We start from the raw sequence: 790 nt of genomic DNA on the forward strand, positions 1-790 counted from the left end.
AAGGTGCCGACAGGGCCTGCGAGCCGGGCCAGCGTTCGGTGGCGCAGCCGCGACCCGTCGGTGCCGAAGGCCCGCTCGTGCGCGCGCACCATCAGCTCGACGCCGGCCGCGTCGGTCACGGTACGCAGCCGGAGGCCCTGGGGGAGCCGTACGTCGGTGGCGAGGTCCGCGACCGGGGCGATCAGCAGGGTCTCCGGGGGTTCCGGTTCGAAACCGGCCGCGGTGAGCAGCTCGCCGAGCGAGGCGGGGGCGTCGTGGGCGTACCGCTTCCACTCGAACTCGCCGATACCCAGCGCCGTGAAGTGCTCGATCTGCGCCGCGATCTCGGCCTCAGCGCCGGCGGGGGAGAGGCCGGGAGCGGTCCAGACGACCCCGTTCCAGTCGTCGGCGCCGCCGGTCTGCCGTACGACCGCGCCCGCCCGCTCGACACGCACGCCGGGGCCATCGGGGCGGGCGTGTTCGCGCATCTCACGGTCGAAGAGGGCCAGGGTCTCCTGAAGTCGCATCCGCGCATCGGACCACGGGCCCCGCGGTCGTGCCACAGGGTTTCCGCGGTCCGGGCGTCAACCCGGCCGCGCGGGGCACACGGAAAGTGATCTTGACGTGGGGCACGAGGAACGAGGGGGTGGGACGCCCGATGCCGATACAGGCGCGCAGACGTGTCCGCGGGAACCGCAGGGCCATGTTCGATCTCCGCCGCACGGCGCTGGGGTTCGTCCTCCTCGCCGTACTGGTATGCGGCGCCGGGCTGACCCTCCGCACGGCCCTGGCGCTGTCTCTTATACACATC

At 72.9% G+C, this 790-nt stretch carries 1 pseudogene; it reads right to left on the reverse strand.

The window, feature by feature from the left end:
• A pseudogene (locus IH13_RS0125880) lies at positions 1–506 on the reverse strand (GNAT family N-acetyltransferase); the annotation flags it as partial.
• Positions 507–790 lie beyond the last annotated feature (284 nt).

Source organism: Streptomyces sp. NRRL WC-3549 (genome assembly GCF_000721935.1).
GTDB lineage: Bacteria > Actinomycetota > Actinomycetes > Streptomycetales > Streptomycetaceae > Streptomyces.